The organism is Methylophaga sp. UBA5088 (genome assembly GCF_002414625.1).
Taxonomy (GTDB): Bacteria; Pseudomonadota; Gammaproteobacteria; order Nitrosococcales; family Methylophagaceae; genus Methylophaga; species Methylophaga marina.
This window is the reverse complement of the sequence record NZ_DIAC01000020.1, coordinates 11,915-16,368: the sequence shown is the minus strand read 5'-3', so window position 1 is coordinate 16,368 and position 4,454 is coordinate 11,915. Positions and strand designations below refer to the sequence as shown.

6 protein-coding genes and 1 other RNA gene are annotated in these 4,454 nt (G+C 45.8%); 3 read left to right on the top strand and 4 right to left on the bottom strand.

What is annotated here, in order from left to right; genetic code table 11:
* From B4K20_RS02700 to B4K20_RS02685, 4 genes are all read right to left on the bottom strand, one after another.
* Positions 1-798, bottom strand: a 798-nt coding sequence (locus B4K20_RS02700) for an MFS transporter (protein WP_289281789.1), incomplete at its 3' end; no start/stop codon positions are given.
* A gap of 209 nt (positions 799-1,007) precedes the next feature.
* Positions 1,008-1,190, bottom strand: a non-coding RNA gene (gene ssrS / locus B4K20_RS02695) — 6S RNA.
* Positions 1,191-1,232: 42 nt separating this feature from the next.
* Positions 1,233-1,538, bottom strand: a complete 306-nt coding sequence (locus tag B4K20_RS02690) for a cell division protein ZapA (protein WP_286303993.1) — start codon at positions 1,536-1,538, stop codon at positions 1,233-1,235.
* Positions 1,535-1,744: a TIGR02449 family protein gene (locus tag B4K20_RS02685; protein WP_286303992.1), complete on the bottom strand. Its 210-nt coding sequence runs from the start codon at positions 1,742-1,744 to the stop codon at positions 1,535-1,537. The genes B4K20_RS02690 and B4K20_RS02685 overlap by 4 nt, the downstream gene beginning before the upstream one ends.
* A 152-nt stretch (positions 1,745-1,896) precedes the next feature.
* Here B4K20_RS02685 and B4K20_RS02680 point away from each other — a divergent pair, with 152 nt between their 5' ends.
* From B4K20_RS02680 to B4K20_RS02670, 3 genes are all read left to right on the top strand, one after another.
* Positions 1,897-2,445, top strand: a complete 549-nt coding sequence (locus tag B4K20_RS02680; protein WP_289243239.1) for a UPF0149 family protein — start codon at positions 1,897-1,899, stop codon at positions 2,443-2,445.
* Positions 2,445-3,755, top strand: coding sequence for a Xaa-Pro aminopeptidase (gene pepP, locus B4K20_RS02675; RefSeq protein ID WP_289281788.1), 1,311 nt, complete (start codon positions 2,445-2,447; stop codon positions 3,753-3,755). Before B4K20_RS02680 ends, pepP begins: the two co-directional genes overlap by 1 nt.
* A 3-nt stretch (positions 3,756-3,758) precedes the next feature.
* Positions 3,759-4,454 (top strand): FAD-dependent monooxygenase (locus B4K20_RS02670; protein WP_289281787.1); only part of this gene is annotated, 696 nt, incomplete at its 3' end.

Sequence of the window (4,454 nt, the reverse complement as noted above, 5' to 3'; positions counted from 1 at the left end):
GATGGTCATCACAATAAAATACACAATACCAAGCGTGATGAAGACACTGGTCGCTCCGGTATCACCTGTGCCCACGACATAGACGCCTTCTGGCCCAGGCACGGGTGTTTTTAGCATATCGGCTGCGGAAGCAATGACAACTTCAACTTGTTGACCTGCCACTTCAGCATAGCGTCTACCCGATTCAGTAATCAGATTAACGTCGGTGACTTTGCCTAAATATTCAGGCATTCGATAATACAAACTCAGTAGGTAAGTGATTAATGGCGCCCCTATCATCGCACCACCACCAAACCCCATGATGGCGATACCTGTCGCCATACCACGTCTATCAGGGAACCAGCGAATCAAGGTACTGACTGGTGTGACGTAGGCAAGCCCTAAACCACAACCACCAATAGCACCATACCCCAAATAAATGAGCCAAAGCTCGTGTGTGGCAATGCCGATACTGCCAACGAGAAAGCCACCACCCCATAAACAAGCAGCGAGAAATCCGGTCGCTCTTGGCCCTACTTCTTCAAGCCATTTACCTCCAATGGCTGCTGCTAATCCCAGAAACACAATCGCGGTAGAAAAAATCCAGACAACAGATGAAAAACTCCAGTCATCAGCAGCACTGGCCACCACACCAAACTGTTTCGTCAGGGCTGGATTAAAAATACTCCAGGCATAGACCGAACCGATACACAAATGAATAGCGACAGAAGCAGGGGCAATTAGCCAGCGATTAAACCCAGGTTTGGCGATGATATGTTTCTTGGATAGCCGACTGGCCAAGTTATCAAACCATGACATCAGTAATATTCCTCTCTTTATATAGTTTTTATGTTTTTCAGCAACATATCACAACTATTGATCAAGACGGAACCGCCACAGAAAAAAAGCCTAAAAAAGCAAACCATGGGAAATGGTGGTGAAGGTGAAAACCAACAAAGAAAAACATCCCCACCGAAGAGATCGGCTTCTTTTTATGATTAAGATCGAGGTGAGGATGAAGGGGGAAATTGAGCCCCACAGTGTCGGTGCGACGGGGGTTCTTGAACCATGAGATTCAAGAGGGAAACTTCATGAAGATGGCAAACTTCCCGTCAAGCGGGCCTGTTTTTCAACTTCGGATTGTCAGTTTCCTTAAGCATTTGCTTATCGGCTCAAGACACACATGTCGCTATCGAGCACCGCAGGGACATGATCTATGATACGCAAATTCCCTATGCTTAGCTCAAGTTTTTTCAGAGCTCCAATTGTCTATCTTCTTCCAGAAAAGCGCTAACACGCTCTTTCAACTGCATAATTTTGTTGTTTACTTTTTCCATGTCATGACCTTCGTCATGTTTGAAAATAAGCAACTCGTGCGCTAAGTTGAGTGCTGCCATTACCGCGATACGATCGACACCTACCACTTTGCCACTTTGACGAATCTTTTCCATATTGTCATGGACCATCTTGGCAGACGCAATCAGCGCCTCTTTTTCTTCTTCCGGACAAGCAATTTGATATTCCTTGCCCAAAATTGTCACAGTTACCGGTGAACTCATAATTCGCTATCCAATTCTCTTAAACGACTCACCATCTTCTCAATCCGGCTTCGAGCCACATCGGTTTTTTCGATCAGTTGAGAACGTTCTGAGAGCCACGCTGTTTGTTGTGAGCGCAACAGCATGTTCTCTTCCCGCAATCGACGACTGGTACGAAGTAGCTCATCCACTTGTTGCTCCAATTGTTGTATCGCGTTCTTATCCATTAATATGAGTTCTTTCGCTGTGCGAGAATAAAGCCTAACTATAGACGTGCGCTGCCGACTCGGTCAACAACTGTCATAATAGGAACAATTTATGTTCCAATGCATAACATTGAACAAGATATCTTTTTTGCCATTATTCAGGTTTTAAGTTTATGTCACAACTCTACTTTCCATCTCTATCGCCCGATAATCAAAACGGTGATGGGCCTGCCAGTCTCGCTGAACTCCAGGGCGCTTTATGTGGTTTGCTTTGTATGGACGCTCTCGCCGATCGTAAAAGCTGGTACACACGATTATTTGAAGATTTCTCGCCTGCCGAAGAAGAGAAACAAGATTTAACACACCTGTTTGATGACACGATTCAGTCTCTAAATAGCCTGGATTTTGACTTTCAGATGGAACTCCCGGATGACAATGCACCGATTGTCTCACGTTTATCGGCGATGGCAGACTGGTGTCAAGGGCTTGTATTCGGCCTCGGTACATCAGGCATGACCAATGAAACAGAACTCTCTGATGATTGTCAGGAATACGTGACTGATGTCATCAAAATCAGTCAGGTTAATTTTGACAATGTAGAAGACACAGAAGAAGAACGTGCCAATTTTGAAGAACTCGTAGAATACATTCGTATGGGTCTTTTTTTACTTTACGGAGAATTGCAACCTACCGACCCAACTGAGGAAGCGACTGAACACTAATGCAAAAGAAAGAATTCACCAAACGCCGTCAACATCTGATGGATATTATGGGACCAGATACGATCGCTGTATTACCCAACGCGCCAGTGGCTAACCGTAACCGTGATGTCGACTATCCCTACCGAAGTGATAGTAGTTTCCACTACCTGACAGGGTTTGATGAGCCTGAATCCGTACTGGTGCTGATTCCAGGAAGAGAACATGGCGAGTATATTTTATTCTGCCGTGAACGGGACCTGGATAAAGAAATCTGGGATGGCTATCGTGCCGGTCAGGAAGGTGCTATCGCTGAATTTGGCGCCGATGACTCTTATCCAATAAGTGATCTTGACGATATCCTGCCTGGTCTGCTGGAAGGTAAAGAAAAAGTCTATTACACCATGGGAAATCAGCCGAGCTTTGATCAGCACATGGTGTCTTGGTTGAATCACCTACGCCAAGCAGCACGCTCTGGTAAACATTCGCCAACAGAGATTATTGAACTCGAGCATTGCCTGAATGAGCTTAGATTATTTAAAAGCAGTCAGGAAATCAAAGCCATGAAACAGGCAGCAAGCATATCGGCCCAAGCTCATATTCGTGCTATGCAATTTACCAAACCAGGTAAATGGGAGTATGAGGTCGAAGCGGAAATTATTCATGAGTTTATGAAAAATGGTTGTCGCTCCCCTGCTTACCCGTCTATTGTGGGTGGCGGTGAGAATGGCTGTATCCTGCATTACATTGAAAACAGTGCCAAGTTGAAAAGTAATGAGTTATTGCTGATTGATGCCGGTGCAGAATTCGAATGTTACGCGGGCGATATTACTCGCACTTTTCCTGTTAATGGTAAGTTCACTACCGCGCAGGCAGCTGTGTATCAAATCGTTTTAAATGCACAAAAAGCCGCCATTGCTGCAGTAAAGCCAGGCAATCATTGGAATCAACCACACGAAGCAGCGGTTGAGGTCTTAACGCAAGGCTTAGTTGAATTAGGCATTCTTAACGGCAATGTCGATCAACTCATCGAAGAAGGCGCTTACCGTGAGTTTTATATGCACCGAACTGGACATTGGCTGGGAATGGATGTACATGATGTCGGTGACTATAAAGTCGGCGGTGAGTGGCGCTTATTAGAACCCGGCATGGTATTAACGGTTGAGCCTGGTCTCTATATCCGCGATCAGGAACATGTCGATAAAAAGTGGCACTTTATCGGTATTCGGATTGAAGACGACGTACTGGTGACAAAAGATGGTTACGAAGTACTCACTGAAGCGGCCCCCAAGGAAATCGACGAGATTGAAGCATTAATGGCAGAGGCAATCTAAAACGTGAATCACAGCCTGTTTGATGTGTTGATTGTGGGAGGCGGTATGGCTGGTGCCAGCCTGGCTATCGCTTTGAAAGAGAGTCGGCTGAAGATTGGTCTTATAGAAGCGAAATCATTAGAAACAAATTCCCAGCCCAGTTACGATGATCGTGGCATTGCACTTAGCTATGGTTCGCAACGTATCTTCGAAACAATGGATGTCTGGACTGCTATCGAAAAGCACGCCAGTCCCATCCAACACATTCACGTGTCTGAGCGGGGCCGCTTTGGTGTGACACGCTTATCGGCCGAACAGGAAAAAGTGCCGGCACTCGGCCAAGTCATTACAGCCAAATATTTAGGCCACGCACTCAACCAGCAATTGCAGCAACTCGATAATTTGACATTATTCTGTCCAAGCATGGTGAGTGCAGTAGTCACCGAAGCTGAACATGTGAAAGTCACGTTAGATAACCATGACACTCTGACTGCCAAACTGCTTGTTGCCGCTGATGGACGCGAATCGACTATCCGTCACTGTTTGAACTTAAGTGCCTGGGAGCAAGATTACAGTCAGGTCGCTATCACCGCCAATATTTCTACAGATAAACCACATCATGGTTGGGCATACGAGCGTTTCACTACATCTGGTCCCTTGGCTTTATTGCCGATGACGGATAAACGAAGCAGCTTAGTATGGACAGTCAAAGCGGGTGAA

Coding starts and splice junctions, on each gene's coding strand:
- B4K20_RS02690 (WP_286303993.1), bottom strand. CDS start 1,538: ATGAGTTCACCGGTAACTGTGACAATTTTGGGCAAGGAATATCAAATT.
- B4K20_RS02685 (WP_286303992.1), bottom strand. CDS start 1,744: ATGGATAAGAACGCGATACAACAATTGGAGCAACAAGTGGATGAGCTA.
- B4K20_RS02680 (WP_289243239.1), top strand. CDS start 1,897: ATGTCACAACTCTACTTTCCATCTCTATCGCCCGATAATCAAAACGGT.
- pepP (WP_289281788.1), top strand. CDS start 2,445: ATGCAAAAGAAAGAATTCACCAAACGCCGTCAACATCTGATGGATATT.